Here is a 14,759-nt window from a genome sequence, read left to right on the forward strand (position 1 = left end):
GGTTCTGCTAATGCTTTCTCAAAACCTCCATGTCAGAAAAATGTTTTCTATATAGCTGATGCTCCGTCGGGCTTATCGCAGGACGATGGCAGCAGGAGCTGTCTGTGCAGTGCTGTCGCTTACGCTGCTGCTGTCGGCAGGAACAACCGGAGTGGCTACACTGTCAGGCGTGTCCTGAAGGGAAACAGGAACCTGTGCCGAAGAACCGTAACCTGCGAATGCGTTGCTTACCGAAACCATCATTGTTGCCGCAAGGGCTGCAAAAAATAACTTTCTCATAATCTTATTGTTTTTAAATTTATAACTGTTGTTCTCGTTTATCCGCAAAATAATAGTACAACGTGTGTGCCAGAACATGCCATACAGACTTATCATACTGATAATGAGGTCAGTACGAAAAATATTGATTAAAAACAAAAATGGGGAAAGTGTGGAGACGGTGTGGAATTTTTCCACAGATAATTGTGGAACGGTCTACAACGGGAGACCGTATTTCTGCATTTTGTTATATAGGGTCTTGCGGTCGATGGCAAGCAGACGCGCCGTCTTGCTCTTGTTTCCTCCCGTGGCACGAAGGGCTGCCTTGATGCGCTGAAGCTCGTCGTTCTCGTCGTGCAACGCCATGTTTCCCTCACTCACCGGACCGAGCGCGCGCGACAGTTCGTCGACACCTATATATTCTCCGCGCGTGAGCAGCGTGGCACGCTTCACCACATTGTTGAGCTCGCGCAGGTTTCCGGGCCAGTCGTAGCGCGCCAACATCTCCGAGGCTTTGTCGTCGAAGCCGAGCACATTGCGCCCAAGCTCCTCGTCAGCCTGCTTCACAAAGAGGTCGGCAAAGAGGAAAAGGTCGTTTCCGCGCTCCTTCAGCTCAGGCATGCGGATGGTGAACTCGCTTATGCGATGGTAGAGATCCTCACGGAATCCGCCGTCGGCGACACGCCCGGCAAGGTTCTCGTTGGTGGCGCATATGAGCCGTATGTCCACCTCTATCTCCTTTGTCGAGCCGAGAGGACGCACGCGCCGCTCCTGAAGGGCGCGCAACAGCTGCACCTGAACGTCGTAGGCAAGATTGCCGACCTCATCGAGAAAAAGCGTGCCTCCGTCAGCCTCCTCGAACGCTCCCTTCTTGTCGGTCACGGCACCCGTATATGCTCCCTTCACATGTCCGAAGAACTCAGACGCCGCAACGTCCTTGGGTATGGCTCCGCAGTCTATGGCAAGAAACCTCTTGCCGGCTCTGCGGCTGAGCTCGTGTATGCGTCTGGCGGCATATTCCTTGCCCGTGCCGCTCGCTCCGAGAATGAGTACGGACATGGGAGTGGGCGCGACGAGCGAGATGTATTCGTAAAGCTGTCGCGAAGCGCGGTCGTTTCCTTCTATGTGGCGCGGCACCGTCTGCGACGCCTTACGGGCAGGCGTGTCCTCAGCCACAGGCTTGGCTGCGGGATGACTCATTGAGAGCGCGTCGTTGATTTTCTGAAGAAGGATGTCGGGCTGAGGCGGTTTGGCAATATAGTCGGCAGCCCCCGACTTCATGGCAAGCACGGCATTCTGCACCTCGGCATAGCTCGTCATGACGATGAACGGCGTGTCCATGCCGTTATGGCGCATCCACTCGAGCAGCACAAGACCGTCGTGGTCGGGCAGACGGAGGTCGGACAGGATAAGGTCGAACGTTCCGGCGGAGTCCTGGAGCCTCGACTTTGCCGCCGCCACCGAGCTTACCTTCTCCGCATCAAAACCTTTTCTGCGAAGCCATGAGCCGATCATCGTGGCAAATGTTATGTCGTCTTCCACAATAAGAATGCTTGCCATGCACTGTGTATGTTATTTTATATTGTCGATATCCGGTCTTACATTGTCGCGTATCTTTGTGAGATAGGCTTTCATTCCCTTGCAGTCACGGCGGTCGATGATGTCGAGAAGCTCCTTGAGCTCGTCGCGTATCTCCGACACCTGGTCGTGGGTGTAGGGGTTGAACAGTATCTCTTGCAGCAGATAGTCGTCCTCGCCAAGCACTCCGCGGGCTATCGACATGTGCCGCTTAAACGTTGTGCCGGGCGCGTCCTGATGCTTCATGACGGCAGCAAAGACGAAAGTGCTGACAAAAGGAATGCTGAGCGAATAGGCAACCGTACGGTCGTGCTCGTCGAAAGTGTATTCGTAGATGTTCAGTCCGAGCGAGGCGTAGAGCTTCCGGAAGAAAGACTGCCCCTCGACACTGCCCTCGCTGATGATTATGGCGTTCTCGTGACTGAGCTGGCTGAGGTTTGCGAACGTGGGACCGAACATGGGATGTGTTGACACATAAGGATGTCCGCAATGCTCATAGAAAGACTGCAGTCCGGTCTTCACTGAGGAAATGTCGCTCAGCATGCACTGTGAGGGAAGATAAGGCATCACCTCCTCGAAAGCGGAAAGGGTGTATTTCACTGTCACGGCGTTGATTACCAGCTCGGGAGAAAAGTCGCGTATCTCCTCCGGAGTGGTGAAACGCCGGCAGTTATAAGTGAAACGCATGCGCAGAGGGTCTTTCTCATAGACCGCCGTCTCATGACTGAAGCTGAGCAGGTCGAGGAAAAAGCTTCCCATCTTTCCTGCTCCCATTACCAATATTCTCATCGTTTTTCAAAATTACTACATAAAAACCATACGCAGGCATGATTTCATTTATTTTATGACAAAAATGTTTAAAGGGGTGTTTTTTCATTCTGCAAGACCGTCAACGGTTGATTATCTCCATCTGCTGTCTTACAGATTCCTCATGCACTTCCTCAAAGACAGAACGGATGAAGTCCGCGCTCATGCCGCAGAGAGCACCCTGCGCGCCTCGCTTGTCGAGAATCTCGTTGTAGCGCGAGGTCTGGAGGACGGTCATGTTATGCTCTTTCTTGTACTGCCCTATCTCACGGCAGACTCTCATCCGCTTTGCAAGGAGCTCGATGAGTTGGTTGTCCAGTTCGTCAATCTGTTTGCGGAGCACGTGTATTCCCTCGGTTGTGACCTTCTCGTCGCGTATGACCAGAAGACTGAGGATGTAGTCGAGCACGTCGGGAGTGACCTGTTGCTTGGCGTCGCTCCACGCACTGTCGGGCGAGCAATGGCTCTCTACGATGAGTCCGTCGAAGCCGAGATCCATCGCCTGCTGGCAAAGAGGAGCCACCAGCTCACGGCTTCCTCCTATATGGCTCGGGTCGCACATTATGGGCAATGACGGGAAACGGCGGCGCAGCTCGATAGGTATCTGCCACATGGGGAGGTTGCGGTATATCTTCTTGTCGTAGCTTGAGAATCCCCGGTGGATTGCCGCGAGACGTGTGACACCTGCCTGATTGATGCGCTCGAGCGCTCCTATCCACAGCTCAAGGTCCGGATTGACAGGATTCTTCACAAGAACCGGCACATCCACTCCTTTAAGACTGTCGGCGAGAGCCTGCATGGCGAACGGGTTGGCAGACGTGCGCGCGCCTATCCAAAGGATGTCTATGCCGTATTTCAATGCCAGTTCAACATGCTCGGGAGTGGCTACCTCTGTGGCTACAAGCATTCCGGTGGACTTCTTCACATTCTGAAGCCACGGCAATGCCGTCTCGCCCTGACCCTCGAATCCGCCCGGTTTGGTACGCGGTTTCCACACTCCGGCGCGGAACATGCGGCAGCCTTTGTCTGCAAGCTGGCATGCGGTGGTCATCACTTGTTCTTCTGTCTCTGCCGAGCAGGGACCTGCTATGACCAAGGGACGTTCGTTGTTGTCGCTCGGCAAGCGTAATGGTTCTAAATTCAATGCCATAGTTATTATGTTTTAAGTTACTTGTTTATGATTAATGCCTGCCTACGTCATTCTCCCGCTTAAACCGTAACGGGCATCCTCTGACGCATGCGGCACTTGGATTATTATAAATTTTCCAGATTCATATCCTTTATCCTACGCAACGCCTCGTTCATCTTCGCATCCTTGGCGCACAGACTTATACGCACATAACGTGAGCCGTTGGAACCGAATATGAATCCGGGAGTGATGAATACACGCGCTTCGTGCAGCACACGTTCGGTGAGCTGTTCGGCGTCCTTGTATTGTCCGGGGATGCGCCCCCATAGGAACATGCCAACCTGTGAGGCGTCGAAAGTGCATCCCAACTCATGCATTATCTGTTCGGCTATGACGCGCCGGCGGCGGTAAGTGGCGACATTGGCTTCGCGGTGCCACTCCGGAGTATTGGTGGAATAGGCTTCCGCCGCCGCAAGCTGTATGCCTCGGAATGTTCCGGAATCGATGTTGCTCTTTATCTTCAGTATCCATGAGATGAACTCAGGGTTTGAGGCACACATCCCCACACGCCATCCCGGCATGTTATGGCTCTTCGACATCGAGTTGAGCTCGATGCAACAGTCTTTTGCTCCGGGAATCTGCAACAGGGACATAGGGCTTTCGTTGAGGATGAGAGAATAGGGATTGTCGTTCACAACCACTATATTGTTGGCACGGGCGAACTCCACAAGCCGCACGTATGTCTCGCGTCTGGCGTTTCCTCCGGTAGGCATGTTGGGATAGTTTGTCCACATCAGCTTCACTCCGGAGAGGTCCATGCGCTCCAGTTCATCAAAATCGGGCTGCCAGGCATTGTCCTCACGCAGATTGTAATTCACTATCTCCGCACCGAGAATCTTGCTCAGTGATGTGTATGTAGGATAACCCGGATTGGGCACAAGCACTTTCTCGCCAGGATTGACAAACGCGAGAGTGATGTGAAGGATTCCTTCTTTCGAGCCGATAAGAGGCAGTATCTCGTCTGAAGCCCTTAGTTCAACACCATACCAGCGTTTATAGAACAACGCCATAGCCTCACGCAGCTCAGGCGTTCCCATCGTGGGCTGATAGCCGTGAGCGTCGGCATCGCGCGCGACAGAGCACAGTCTGTCTATCGTCTGGTCTGAAGGAGGCATGTCAGGCGAACCTATCGCAAGCGAAATGATATCCTTTCCCTCGGCGTTGAGCCTCGCTATCTCTTTCAGTTTACGGCTGAAATAATATTCCTGTACTGCCGACAGCCTGTCGGCGGGAGTAACTGTTGTTGCCATATTGATTCTATTTTACTTCTGTATATTCACCCAATATCTTCAGCGAACGGGTAAGAGGCGTTATCGCGTCAATGCTCTGACGGTAGCGGGTGAGATTGTCAAACGATACATCCACATAGAAAAGATATTCCCACTCATGTCCTATGACCGGTAAAGACTGTATCTTCGTGAGGTTGATATTATAGAAAGAAAGAATTGTGAGAACCTTTGACAGACTGCCTTCTTCATGAGGTACAAGGAAAACAAGGCTCGCCTTGTCGGCTTTTTCCAAAGGTCTGAGGAAATCGGCTTTATTAGGATTGGATACCAAAAGGAATCGGGTGAAATTATGCTTGTTGTCTTCTATATGGTCTTCAAGCACCTTCATGCCATACATTTCAGCCGCAGACGAGTTGCAGATGGCTGCCCATCCGCGGCACTGATGCTTCATTATGTATTCCGCCGAACCTGCGGTGTCCTCGGCTTCAACCATCTTCAGCTTAGGATGATTTGCCAACCACTTGTTGCATTGCATCAATGCCACCGGATGGGAATGCACCTCTGTTATAGTGTCCCAGTCGTCCTGCGGCAGGCAACAGATGGAATGCTGTATATGAAGTTTATGCTCTCCCACCACCGTTGCACCCGAGGCGCGCAACAGCTCGTAGTTATGAAGCAGGCTGCCGGCTATCGTGTTTTCTATCGCAAGCATACCTATGACGGTCGGATCATGCTCCATTTCCGCGAACACTTCTTCAAAGGTGGAACAGCATATCAGCTGTATCTGCTCGTCCTTGAAATACTGATGCACCGCAATGTCATGGAACGAGCCGTGCACTCCTTGTATCGCTACTCTTTTCATCTTTCTTTTCTGTATTAATAAAAAAGCCCCGCTTTCACCTGAGTGAAGCGGGGCTGTATTCTCGTTTATACTTTCTCTTGAAATTTATACGCATCTTCCCGCTTCACAATTCCTTGCAAAGTAAAAGTAAAAGCTATAAAAAGATGCGTAAGACATATTCATATCATTCTGTTGTTTTTATTGTTTGCAAATATATAACAAAAAACTTTCAATTCCAAAACTTTTGCAATAAAATGTTCATTGATACCTCAAAATACCGTCATATTATTCAGTTGCCGCTGAAAATACCATACGGATCATTGTTCTTATATATCTGATTTACCTTCTGTTCCATGTCTTCTTTTTTCTCGTCACCGTCCTTATTCAGGTCCGATTCGAACTCCTCAGCCGTCTTCATGTCTTCTTCGGCTCCGCTCGCGTCACCTGCCGCCATTTTAGCCTTGCCTCTTTCCCTGAAAGCCGTCGCACAGAATGGATTCAGATCTATCACCTTATTATATATGTCTATTGCCTGATCGTAGTTTCCTTTTGCCGTTTCTATCTTAGCCTTCAGCAAAAGTATGTCCTCGTTGTCAGCCACATGCTCACAAAGATAAGCCGCATCCTCATCGGCGTTATCCACCTCACCTGTCTCAAGAAGTATCTCTCCTCTCAGCAGATATGCGTCATAATAGTCGTCCTTTAGCGAGATTGCCTTTGTGAGCATAGCCACGGCATTGTTGTCATCGCCCTGTCCGCGGCATGCCCGCGCATAGAAAAAGTAAGTCAGAGGGTTTTCATTATCTATCATCAGAGCCTTTTCGCATGCGTCTGCCATGACGTTATAATCCTCCATCATATAAGCCACCTCTGCCATACGCATAAGAATTCTGGTGTTGTCAGGCTGTGCCTCCGCCAGTTTTTGCAACTGTTCATAAGCCTTCGGCAGCTCGTTGTTCTGGATAAGAGCCTGAGACAGATAGTCCCTACACTCCAAGTCGTCCTTCAGTTCGAGCGCATGCGTGAGACATTGAACGGCATATGCGGGCTGACGCATCTTCAAAGCCTTCACTCCATCATACTTTAGCACATCAAAGTTGCGTGCCTCCTCTTCCTTCCTTCTTTCTTCCCGGGTTTCCTCTTTTCCCCCGAACAAAGCTTTAAATATATTCATTACAATACTGTTTTCTACTGAGACAATCTATCATGTTTGCAAAGATAATGCAAGGTGAGAACAACAGCAAGACGGAGAAACGGAGTTTCTTCAGGCTTGATATTGCCGAACCGAAGCTTATCTTATGCAAAGATAACTTAAAATAAAGAGACAAAAAAATTATCATTAGTTAAAGTTGGATGAAATACTCAATTCTTTCAGGATAATTGACTATGTTTGCAATAAGATAAGCGGCGGCTCGGCAATGTCAAGAAAGGTAAAACTCCGTTTTCCCATTCTGCCGTTGCGCTCACCTTGCATTATCTCTTCAAATACATATCGAAGTTTATGTCAAGATTCATATCAGCCATAATATTGATTTTTGTCTCATCTTTTCTGAATGCGCAGGAGATAAAAACAGAAGTCGGCAACAGCAATGATGTTACAGCATTTTCTGACGCTGACTCCTTAACAACCATGCAGCAGGGAACAGAGAAACCCTATACTTTCGGATATTCCGCCCCTTCCGTAATGTCAGAAGAACCTTCACTGGCGCAGGACAGCCTGCATCTGCCGGTTCTCGACTCACATGGCCGTGTAGCACCATTCAACCTTTACCCGCTTTATTACGGAGGATGGTACTCATGGGAACTGCATCCCGGACTGAACGTCAGTGCCGGAGCGTCAGTCTTCGCCCAGTTCGGCAAGAACGCACGTCACGGTGCCGGATTCAGTCAGAACCTGTCTGCCATGTATGCGATACCGGTGAACAACAAACTGTCAATTGCCTTAGGAGGTTATCTCAACAACATATATTGGGCTCATGACGCCTATCGTGACGCCGGACTTTCAGCCATAATAGGATACAAGTTTGACGAACATTGGGAAGTATATCTATATGGTCACAAGTCTCTTACAGACAACCGCCGCATGCCATACTGCCTTTACGACATGAGTTCTGCGGGAGACCGCATCGGTGCAGCAGTAAAATACAATTTCAACGAAAGCACAAGCATACAGATATCTGTGGAGAACGTGTCCATGCCAAAGCGCAATCCGATTTTTCTCGAGCCTCCCGTGACACCGGGCTCACGCCTTTTCCCCTGAACGTCCATCAAGCCTTTAACCCGAATCGGTCATCAGAACGCCGATTATGCATTTAAGGTTTATTGTCAGCTCTTCATTCTTCTTCCGCACTGCTGCCGTCATCTTGTATCCTGCTTTTTCCCGGTGTAGCCCGCTACATCTTCAATAAAACAGGATACAATCTGGCTGACAGCAGCACGAAATAAGAATGGAAGTCTAATGATCGATTCGGGTTTATCCGCATAACGTAACAAGAGAAAAGCCCCACTGTCACCGTTCGGGCTTAGCCCGACCTGCGTCCGATGAATCAGCATCGCATCATACATTATTATATAATATAACAAAACTGGGTATATATTACGTCTCCGGCAATATATACCCAGTCATGCTCTTCACACACTATTTCAATTGTACCAAATGGATGAGTCCACTGCAACGTAATAATAACGATCGTCAGTTTCGTTATAAACATTGTCTAATTCATAAGACTCTTCGTCATAAGATCTCTTAACCGACTTCATAGTTCCTCCTCTCTAACAGACCGCCTCAGTCCGTCTTTAATTATATTATTATTAAAGGATGCGAGACACCATCCCTTTTGGTTGAATCATGATTGTTACAGAACTCTTATGCTATAATTGAAATTCCTGGTTCCCGCTATAAAATTATAAATTTTATCTGACAACACAAAACAAAACGATTCTTTTTTATCATTATTTAGCAATAAATTATTATTTTGTTTAATGTTTGAATATTCATGCATCGCTGTCCATTTCCCTAAATGCGCCGATCACGATCGGTATGGCTATACAGAAGCTCAGTACGTCGCTGCACGACTGACATATGATTATCCCCTTCAGACCGAAGAAATATGGAAGTATGACAATGAGCGGAATGAAGAACAGTCCCTGCCTTGCCGCAGACAGGATGTTTGCACGCAACGGCTTGCGGGTGGTCTGGAGCATCATGTTGCCTGCCATGGTGAATGCGTTGAAAGGATAGGTGGCAAGCTGCCAGCACAGTGCCGCCGCGCCTATCCTTATCACCTCAGGGTCGTCGCGGAATATACCGATGGCGCCGCTGCTGAAAAAGAATCCCGCGAAAAAGAACACAAGAAGAAACGCTGTGCCCACTTTCACGATGAAACCGAAGCCTTCACGCAGACGTCCGTAAAGCCCGGCACCATAACAGAAGCCGCAGAACGGCTGGAAACCCTGTCCGAGTCCGAGAACCACCGACATAATGAACATCGTTATGCGGCTCACTATCGACATTGCGGCGATTGCCGCATCACCGTACTCACTCGCCGCTACGTTGAGCATCATCACAGCCACGCAGCCCAGCCCCTGCCTCGAAAGGGAGGGCGACCCGCCGTAAACAATCTCCTTGAGATAAGCAAGACGCGGTGAGAAACGCCTTATGTCCAAGCGTATGTTCTCGCCTCTGCGGCTCATTGCAAGCAGCACAAAGAATCCCACTACCTGCCCCGTGACCGTTGCTACGGCTGCTCCCGCCACCCCCATGTCAAACACAAAGATGAACACAGGGTCGAGAACAACGTTCAGAACAGCCCCGCTTATGATGCCATACATGGCATACGACGCGTTTCCCTGAAGCCGCATCTGGTTGTTGATGGTGAGCGAAGCCGTCATGAAAGGCGCGCCCAGCAGTATTATCGACATGTAGCTTTCGGTATAAGGAAGTATCGTTGGCGTACTGCCGAGCCACACCGCGAGCGGCTTTATCATATAAAGTCCGACAACCATCGCCACTGTTCCCGCAACAAGGGAATACACAAATCCCGTTGAAGCCATCGTCTCGGCATTGCCGTGACGTCTGGCTCCGAGCTCGCGGGATATATAGTTGCCGCTCCCGTGTCCGAAAAAGAACCCGAAAGCCTGTATGAAGAACATCACCGGAAACACCACTCCCACCGCCGCCGTGGACTGTGTGTCGAGCTGTCCGACAAAGAACGTGTCGGCGATATTGTACAGACTCGTCACGAGCATTGTTATTATCGTCGGCACAGCCATTGTCAGAATCACTCTGTGGGCAGGTGCCTGGGTGAGAAAAGTGTAGTTGTCGGTGTGTCTTCGACCCATCAGTCTTTAAGTGAATAAGTCACTGTCGTCACCACACGCACCTTCTTCACGTATGGCGTGTTAGAGTCGCGGTCGACTATCGAGAACTGTCCCTGGTCGGCTGTCAGTATCTTGTCAAGACGGCTGTGGCTGTTGTCGGCAAACTGTTTCGCAGTCTTCTCGGCGTTGGCTATCGCCTCCTGCATCATCTCCGGCTTCATTGCCGTGAACGACACATACTCGTATTTGACAGGATTCTCATATCCTCCGTCCACGATAGCCACACCTTCCCTGAGCAGCTCGCCCTGCCGCGCGATGATACTCCTCACGAGTTTCACATTGCGCGAGGTAACGGTGATTATCGACGTCACGTTATATCTGTACTGGCTCCGGTTGTCGGAATATCTCTCCGCATTCAGGTCTATCACCACCGGAGCGTTCACGTCTATCTCGTTTTCCTTTATGCCGTTGTCCGTAAGAAACCTCTTTATCTTGTCTTGCGTCCGTTCTATCCTGTCGTAAAGGTCAGGCAGACTGTTGCCAAGCTCTTTCGAAAGTATGGGCCATGTCACCTTGTCGGCGTCGACTTCCTTTTCCGCGAGACCCTTTACCGTGACTTTTCTGTCCTTGTTGGCAAAATCGTCGATTCCCCATCTGATGCACAAGCCCAGCACCACGATGCTCAGAGCAAGGAGCGCGGCTTCGGCTATGCGTCCGTTAGTGTTCCATTTCATAACAGCAGTCCTTTCTTTTAATGGTTTATAATATATTATTCTTTTCTGATGAAGCCACATACAGCGCGCCTGCATGAGCGTCTGTGATTGCAACCGCCCATACCACACGCACGCATTCAGTCCTCACCGTCTCTCCGGCTTATGGTATATCCGTTTGCCTGATGCGTCGCGAGCACCAGCACCTCGGCTATCTGCACGTGCTGCGGAGCGTTGGCGGCATAGACAGCCACGTCTGCTATGTCGTCACCGGTGAGCGGCTTGATGCCTTTGTACACATTCTCCGCCCTATCCCTGTCACCGTGAAAGCGCGTCACGCTGAAGTTTGTCTCCACCAGTCCCGGCTTTATGTTGGTCACGCGGACACAAGTATCCACAAGGTCAATGCGAAGACCGTCGGTCAGAGTCTTCACCGCAGCCTTCGTCGCACAATACACGTTGCCTCCGGCATAAGCCTGGTCGCCTGCCACGCTGCCGATGTTTATCACGTGTCCCCGGTTGCGCTCCACCATTCCCGGCACCACAAGGCGTGTCATTGTGAGCAGTCCCTTGATGTTGGTGTCTATCATTGTCCACCAGTCTTCGGTGTCGCCCTCATACTCCTTTTCCAGTCCGAGAGCCAGTCCGGCATTGTTCACGAGCACGTCTATCTCTCTCCATCCGCCCTGCAGCGACCCCACAGCGGCTGCGGCAGCCCCTGCGTCGCGCACGTCAAAAGCCAGCGTGAGCACTTCCGTCCCGTCTCCCATGTCTTTTTTAAGGCTCTCCAGTTTCTCCGTGTTGCGTCCTGTGAGAATCAGGTTGTAACCCGAAGCGGCGAAACGGCGCGCACAAGCCTCCCCTATTCCGCTTGTGGCGCCTGTTATCATTACTGTCTTTCTTTTCATATCACGTTTCCCCTTTCCATCAGTATCTGCACTATGCGCTCAGCCGAGCGTCCGTCCCAACGCTCGGGCACACTGCTTTTCTTCCATTCGCCAGCCGTCATCCGTCCGACCTCAGTGCCGAGTTTCTCCGCGTCCTCGCCCACAAGGACGTTCGAGCCCACGGTGACCGTCTCTATATGTTCGGTATAATTGTTGAGCGTTATGCACGGCACACCGTTGAACGTCGCCTCTTCAGCCACGTTGCCCGAGTCGGTCACCACTCCCATGGCGTTTGCCGTGAGATAGCCGAAAGCCGTATACGGCATAGGCGGCGTGATGTGCATGCGGTCCGCCATGTCGGGATGACTCTTCAGTATGTCGCCCACGACACCGGCGGCAGCCTTTCTCAGCGGTGCCACCACAGGCACACCGCCAGCCTTCGCGAGCATAGCGCATATCATCGTCTCCAGATTTCCCCGGTCTGAAATGAGTGCCTTGCGGTTGAGAGTGAACACTATGTAGGCGCGCTCCTTCAGTCCGAGACTGTCGAACACATCCGGACGCGACAGCCGCGGACGGTTATAGCGCAGCGTATCCATCAGTATGTTGCCCACCATATATATCTTCGACTGCTCCGCGCCCTCGCGTGTCGCCGCGCTGCTTCCGCTGTGTCCGGCGGTGAAAAGCAGGTCGGAGAGTCCGTCGATGACAAGCCTGTTTATCTCCTTCGGCATGTTGATGTCGAACGAGCGTGTGCCTGCCACAAGATGGGCGAGTGTCAGTCCCTGCTTCTTCGCTACTATTGCAGCCGCCATGGTAGACGCAAGATCGTCCACAACAATCACCGCGTCGGTCTTGTGACGGCTCAGATAAGCCTCAAAGCCGGACATCACCTGTCCCGTCAGTTCGTTCAGATTGTCACAGTCCACACCCAGATACACCTCAGGCTCCGGCATCTGCAAGTCGTCGAAAAGCGACTTCTCCAGTGCCGGGTCGTCCTTGCGTCCGGTATATACAAGATGATGACTGACGTCCACTCCCCTTCCGTGCGCGCTGTCTATTGCCCTCACGATAGGGGCGAGTTTTATGAAATTGGGTCTTGCACCCGCTACTATACATATTTCCATTATCTTTTTACCTTATTATAATTTAACTTTGCATATGGCGTGACTCCCGTCCGTGCGGTGTGCCACGCCATAAGCCGTCATGTGTCTCAGTCGGCGCTCTTGAACAGTTCCTTTATTCCTCCGATGCTTCCCATGAGGTTTGTCGCCTCGTAGGGCAGGTATACGGTCTTTGTCTTGTCGCCCTGCGCCAGTTCCTCGAGCATCTGTATGTACTTCTGCGCGAGCAGATAGTTTGCCGGGTTTGTGCTCTTGCCCACAGCCTGCGTTATCTTCTCTATGGCTATCGCCTCAGCCTCAGCCTTGCGTATGCGTGCCTGCGCCTCACCCTCTGCACGCAGTATCTCCTGCTGCTTGGCTGCCTCGGCGCGGTTTATCATACTTGTCTTGTCGCCTTCCGACTGTAGTATGGCAGACTGTTTCTCTCCTTCCGACTGCAATATCGCCGCGCGCTTGTTGCGTTCTGCCTGCATCTGCTTCTCCATTGCCTGAAGCACGCTTGCCGGCGGAGTTATGTCCTGCAGCTCCACGCGGTTCACCTTTATTCCCCACTTGTTTGTAGCGTCGTCGAGCACGGCGCGCAGCTTGGTGTTGATGGTGTCGCGCGAGGTGAGCGTCTGGTCGAGTTCCATCTCTCCTATGATGTTACGCAGGGTTGTCTGCGTGAGTTTCTCTATGGCGTTAGGCAGGTTGTTTATCTCGTATGCCGTCTTCTGCTTGAAAAAAAAAATCGCTCGAGGTGAGCGTCTGGTCGAGTTCCATCTCTCCTATGATGTTACGCAGGGTTGTCTGCGTGAGTTTCTCTATGGCGTTAGGCAGGTTGTTTATCTCGTATGCCGCCTTGAACGGATCCATGATCTGGAAATACAGCAGCGCGTTTATCTGCATCTGGATGTTGTCCTTCGTGATGACGTTCTGCTTGTCGAAGTCGTACACCTGTTCGCGCAGGTCTATCGTGTTGGTGTATACATACCGTCCGCGCACCACGGCTATCACGTTCTTCGCCTTGTCTATGAACGGGATGATGATGTTCACTCCCGGTTGCAGCGTGGCATGATAGCGTCCGAGCCTCTCTACTATTTTAGTCTCACTCTGCGGAATTATGACAACCGCCATCTTGACAAACAATATCGCAAGCACTACCACTGCGATAAGAAACCATGTTGTTATTGGAATCATAGTGTGTTTTGGGTTTGGTTAATATTCTTTTTATTCTTATCCGCCCGCAGCCCGTGTGTGCCGGACTGATGCCGTAAGCCCGGGCATTATGCTCTTCTCACCCTGATGATGATGCTCTCGCGTCCGGTCACCATCACTTTCTCGCCCGTGGCGATGTCCTCCTCACCGTCGGTCTCAGCCTTCCAGTCGTCACCGTCTATCTTCACGCGTCCGTATCCGCCTGCCTTTATGGTCTCGCTCACCTCGCCTATGCGCCCCATCAGAGCGTCGGCATTGCTCACACGACTGTCTGCTCCGCGCCTCAGCAGCTTCATGAGCCGGGGGCGGAGAAGCCTCAGCGACAACACTGAAAAGACGGCGAACGCCAGCACCTGCACCCAGAACGGGGCATCCGCGAGCGACACACCCATGCCGCACAGCGCGCCGACAGCAAAGCATGTTATGAAGAAATCGCCGGAACTTATTTCCAGCACAAGGCATACCACTGCCACGACGGTCCAGAACAACCACAGGTTTTCAGCTATAAATGACATATACGTAATACTCTTTTGTTTTGGTTATAATTATTTCTCAAAGTTAGTATTTTATTTTTATGCGCAGAAATATTTAACATACATAAACATAGCAACGGTATATA

At 51.1% G+C, this 14,759-nt stretch carries 14 protein-coding genes and 1 pseudogene; 1 reads left to right on the forward strand and 14 read right to left on the reverse strand.

Annotated features, from left to right (window positions below; translation table 11 throughout):
* Positions 1–72: 72 nt before the first annotated feature.
* The 7 genes from BN4609_RS16480 to BN4609_RS07055 form a co-directional block, all read right to left on the reverse strand.
* Positions 73–279 carry a hypothetical protein gene (locus BN4609_RS16480; RefSeq protein ID WP_164071606.1) on the reverse strand — a complete coding sequence of 69 codons (207 nt, stop codon included), beginning with the start codon at positions 277–279 and terminating at the stop codon, positions 73–75.
* 195 nt (positions 280–474) lie between these two features.
* Complete coding sequence (locus BN4609_RS07030) at positions 475–1,818, reverse strand: sigma-54-dependent transcriptional regulator (RefSeq protein ID WP_068855841.1); 1,344 nt, start codon at positions 1,816–1,818, stop codon at positions 475–477.
* A 12-nt stretch (positions 1,819–1,830) separates the two neighbouring features.
* Positions 1,831–2,625: a prephenate dehydrogenase/arogenate dehydrogenase family protein gene (locus BN4609_RS07035; protein ID WP_021992571.1), complete on the reverse strand. Its 795-nt coding sequence runs from the start codon at positions 2,623–2,625 to the stop codon at positions 1,831–1,833.
* 100 nt (positions 2,626–2,725) lie between these two features.
* Positions 2,726–3,793, reverse strand: coding sequence for a bifunctional 3-deoxy-7-phosphoheptulonate synthase/chorismate mutase type II (locus BN4609_RS07040; protein WP_068855842.1), 1,068 nt, complete (start codon positions 3,791–3,793; stop codon positions 2,726–2,728).
* A 104-nt stretch (positions 3,794–3,897) separates the two neighbouring features.
* Entirely contained in the window at positions 3,898–5,082 is a 1,185-nt protein-coding gene (locus BN4609_RS07045) for a pyridoxal phosphate-dependent aminotransferase (protein WP_068855844.1), read from the reverse strand.
* A 7-nt stretch (positions 5,083–5,089) separates the two neighbouring features.
* Entirely contained in the window at positions 5,090–5,923 is an 834-nt protein-coding gene (locus BN4609_RS07050) for a prephenate dehydratase (protein ID WP_021992574.1), read from the reverse strand.
* Positions 5,924–6,191: 268 nt separating this feature from the next.
* Complete coding sequence (locus BN4609_RS07055) at positions 6,192–7,076, reverse strand: tetratricopeptide repeat protein (RefSeq protein ID WP_068855846.1); 885 nt, start codon at positions 7,074–7,076, stop codon at positions 6,192–6,194.
* Positions 7,077–7,403: 327 nt separating this feature from the next.
* Here BN4609_RS07055 and BN4609_RS07060 point away from each other — a divergent pair, with 327 nt between their 5' ends.
* Positions 7,404–8,162 carry a transporter gene (locus BN4609_RS07060; RefSeq protein WP_164071607.1) on the forward strand — a complete coding sequence of 253 codons (759 nt, stop codon included), beginning with the start codon at positions 7,404–7,406 and terminating at the stop codon, positions 8,160–8,162.
* A 734-nt stretch (positions 8,163–8,896) separates the two neighbouring features.
* Here BN4609_RS07060 and BN4609_RS07070 read toward each other — a convergent pair.
* The 7 genes and pseudogenes from BN4609_RS07070 to BN4609_RS07100 all read right to left on the reverse strand — a co-directional run bounded on the left by BN4609_RS07070 (position 8,897) and on the right by BN4609_RS07100 (position 14,655).
* Positions 8,897–10,243 (reverse strand): MATE family efflux transporter, encoded by a 1,347-nt coding sequence (locus BN4609_RS07070; protein ID WP_068855850.1) that lies wholly within the window; start codon positions 10,241–10,243, stop codon positions 8,897–8,899.
* Entirely contained in the window at positions 10,243–10,956 is a 714-nt protein-coding gene (locus tag BN4609_RS07075; protein ID WP_068855852.1) for an SIMPL domain-containing protein, read from the reverse strand. The genes BN4609_RS07070 and BN4609_RS07075 overlap by 1 nt, the downstream gene beginning before the upstream one ends.
* 116 nt (positions 10,957–11,072) lie before the next feature.
* The gene (locus BN4609_RS07080; protein ID WP_068855854.1) at positions 11,073–11,840 is read right to left on the reverse strand and encodes an SDR family NAD(P)-dependent oxidoreductase; all 768 of its coding nucleotides are present in this window, start codon (positions 11,838–11,840) and stop codon (positions 11,073–11,075) included.
* A complete protein-coding gene (locus BN4609_RS07085; RefSeq protein WP_068855856.1) occupies positions 11,837–12,946 on the reverse strand; it encodes a UDP-N-acetyl glucosamine 2-epimerase in 1,110 nt (369 codons plus the stop codon). The genes BN4609_RS07080 and BN4609_RS07085 overlap by 4 nt, the downstream gene beginning before the upstream one ends.
* Before the next feature lie 86 nt (positions 12,947–13,032).
* A pseudogene (locus BN4609_RS17315) lies at positions 13,033–13,656 on the reverse strand (SPFH domain-containing protein); the annotation flags it as partial.
* The gene (locus BN4609_RS17320; RefSeq protein WP_438501683.1) at positions 13,625–14,122 is read right to left on the reverse strand and encodes an SPFH domain-containing protein; all 498 of its coding nucleotides are present in this window, start codon (positions 14,120–14,122) and stop codon (positions 13,625–13,627) included. The gene BN4609_RS17320 and the pseudogene BN4609_RS17315, both read right to left, overlap by 32 nt.
* 86 nt (positions 14,123–14,208) lie before the next feature.
* Complete coding sequence (locus tag BN4609_RS07100; protein ID WP_068855858.1) at positions 14,209–14,655, reverse strand: NfeD family protein; 447 nt, start codon at positions 14,653–14,655, stop codon at positions 14,209–14,211.
* Positions 14,656–14,759: the final 104 nt, after the last annotated feature.

Origin of the sequence: Leyella lascolaii, assembly GCF_900079775.1 — a bacterium.
GTDB classification, from domain to species: Bacteria; Bacteroidota; Bacteroidia; order Bacteroidales; family Bacteroidaceae; genus Prevotella; species Prevotella lascolaii.

What these genes read in the sequence shown, in the direction of transcription:
- BN4609_RS07075 (WP_068855852.1), bottom strand. Translation starts at nt 10,956, where the DNA reads ATGAAATGGAACACTAACGGACGCATAGCCGAAGCCGCGCTCCTTGCT.
- BN4609_RS07060 (WP_164071607.1), top strand. Translation starts at nt 7,404, where the DNA reads ATGTCAAGATTCATATCAGCCATAATATTGATTTTTGTCTCATCTTTT.
- BN4609_RS07035 (WP_021992571.1), bottom strand. Translation starts at nt 2,625, where the DNA reads ATGAGAATATTGGTAATGGGAGCAGGAAAGATGGGAAGCTTTTTCCTC.
- BN4609_RS07080 (WP_068855854.1), bottom strand. Translation starts at nt 11,840, where the DNA reads ATGAAAAGAAAGACAGTAATGATAACAGGCGCCACAAGCGGAATAGGG.
- BN4609_RS16480 (WP_164071606.1), bottom strand. Translation starts at nt 279, where the DNA reads ATGAGAAAGTTATTTTTTGCAGCCCTTGCGGCAACAATGATGGTTTCG.
- BN4609_RS07030 (WP_068855841.1), bottom strand. Translation starts at nt 1,818, where the DNA reads ATGGCAAGCATTCTTATTGTGGAAGACGACATAACATTTGCCACGATG.
- BN4609_RS07045 (WP_068855844.1), bottom strand. Translation starts at nt 5,082, where the DNA reads ATGGCAACAACAGTTACTCCCGCCGACAGGCTGTCGGCAGTACAGGAA.
- BN4609_RS07100 (WP_068855858.1), bottom strand. Translation starts at nt 14,655, where the DNA reads ATGTCATTTATAGCTGAAAACCTGTGGTTGTTCTGGACCGTCGTGGCA.
- BN4609_RS17320 (WP_438501683.1), bottom strand. Translation starts at nt 14,122, where the DNA reads ATGATTCCAATAACAACATGGTTTCTTATCGCAGTGGTAGTGCTTGCG.
- BN4609_RS07055 (WP_068855846.1), bottom strand. Translation starts at nt 7,076, where the DNA reads ATGAATATATTTAAAGCTTTGTTCGGGGGAAAAGAGGAAACCCGGGAA.
- BN4609_RS07085 (WP_068855856.1), bottom strand. Translation starts at nt 12,946, where the DNA reads ATGGAAATATGTATAGTAGCGGGTGCAAGACCCAATTTCATAAAACTC.
- BN4609_RS07050 (WP_021992574.1), bottom strand. Translation starts at nt 5,923, where the DNA reads ATGAAAAGAGTAGCGATACAAGGAGTGCACGGCTCGTTCCATGACATT.
- BN4609_RS07070 (WP_068855850.1), bottom strand. Translation starts at nt 10,243, where the DNA reads ATGGGTCGAAGACACACCGACAACTACACTTTTCTCACCCAGGCACCT.
- BN4609_RS07040 (WP_068855842.1), bottom strand. Translation starts at nt 3,793, where the DNA reads ATGGCATTGAATTTAGAACCATTACGCTTGCCGAGCGACAACAACGAA.